Annotated in this window: 2 protein-coding genes and 1 pseudogene; all 3 read left to right on the top strand. The window is 43.8% G+C overall.

Features of this window, described 5'->3' with window-relative positions:
- Positions 1-163: 163 nt before the first annotated feature.
- Positions 164-319, top strand: coding sequence for a hypothetical protein (locus A3729_RS31500; protein WP_156490463.1), 156 nt, complete (start codon positions 164-166; stop codon positions 317-319).
- A 35-nt stretch (positions 320-354) separates the two neighbouring features.
- Entirely contained in the window at positions 355-1,134 is a 780-nt protein-coding gene (tatC, locus tag A3729_RS09595) for a twin-arginine translocase subunit TatC (RefSeq protein ID WP_068510193.1), read from the top strand.
- A gap of 7 nt (positions 1,135-1,141) precedes the next feature.
- Positions 1,142-1,321, top strand: a pseudogene (locus A3729_RS33880) (16S rRNA (uracil(1498)-N(3))-methyltransferase); the annotation flags it as partial.

Genomic DNA, 1,321 nt, shown 5'->3' with positions numbered 1-1,321 from the left:
AGCGCATGCGTCAGCGCATTGAAAAACCTTGTAAGATCAACTACTTTTAATAGCTATCAACAATAGCTGACCTAGGCACTTAAAAATAGATTTGAAAACTAGGGAACCTCTGAATATTTTAAATCATTTGTATTGCATGAGCAAGGATAGTCGGCAAAACAGGATGTACTTCTACGGAGTTGAAACGCTCAAAGAAGCTGAAGAGTTCGAGCCCTTACCAAGAGATGAGTATGACAAGCTGTTTCAGGCACCAAAAGAGCCTGATTCGTCAAAAGACCTTCAAAGCAATACGCAAAACGACAAGCCTAAGCAGTCATAACATGGCCTCCGTAATAAGCTAAGCATAGTAAAGACATGAGTAAGACTTCTGACAACGCAACTGAAAACGACACTGTAGTCGACCAAGGCCAGCCTCTAATCAGCCATCTGATAGAATTGCGCACACGCCTCCTGCGTTCTGTGCTTTGCGTTATATTGATCTTCGCAGGCCTTTACTATTTTGCCAACGATATCTACCTGATTGTCTCAGAGCCACTTAGGGTCTTTTTACCCGAAGGTAGCACCATGATCGCGACCGATGTCGCATCACCCTTCTTTACCCCCTTCAAACTGGCACTAATGACGGCACTGTTTATATCAATGCCTTATGTGCTCTTTCAAATATGGGGTTTTATCGCACCTGCACTCTATGAGAATGAAAAACGGCTCGCCTATCCTTTACTGCTATCGAGCATAATATTGTTCTATCTCGGCATGGCATTCGCTTACTTTGTCGTCTTTCCTTTGGTGTTTGGCTTTTTCACCAGTGCCGCACCTGAAGGCGTCACTGTAATGACCGATATTAGTCGCTATCTTGACTTCATTCTAAAGCTATTCTTCGCATTTGGCTTAGCCTTCGAAATCCCAATCGCAACCATTATTTTGGTTGCGGCAGGTATTACCAGCTCAGCTAGCCTAAGTGAAAAACGCCCTTACATCGTGGTTGGTTGCTTCGTTATCGGTATGTTATTGACGCCTCCAGATGTTATTTCGCAAACTCTTTTAGCAGTTCCAATGTGGGCTCTCTTTGAAGTCGGAGTGCTGTTTTCAAAACTCGTCGAAAAGAAGCGCAACGAAGAACCTGTAAGCGAATAACAATTAGATGAACCTGCTACTGTTATTCCCCGAAAATATGCACAGCGAAACACTGGCTGAGATTTCCGGTCGTCAACTCGAACATATGCATGAGACTCTAAAGTCAAAAGTTGGAGATAACATACGCGTTGGCCTGCTCAATCAGCAAATTGGCCTAGCCACTATTACAGCTCTCACTACGGAGTCT

It is taken from the genome of Oleiphilus sp. HI0043 (assembly GCF_001634935.1).
The sequence above is the reverse complement of the archived record's forward strand: the minus strand, read 5'-3'. Positions and strand labels throughout refer to the sequence as shown.

Excerpts from the sequence above, each read along its gene's own strand:
- A3729_RS31500 (WP_156490463.1), top strand. The coding sequence starts at position 164 with ATGTACTTCTACGGAGTTGAAACGCTCAAAGAAGCTGAAGAGTTCGAG.
- tatC (WP_068510193.1), top strand. The coding sequence starts at position 355 with ATGAGTAAGACTTCTGACAACGCAACTGAAAACGACACTGTAGTCGAC.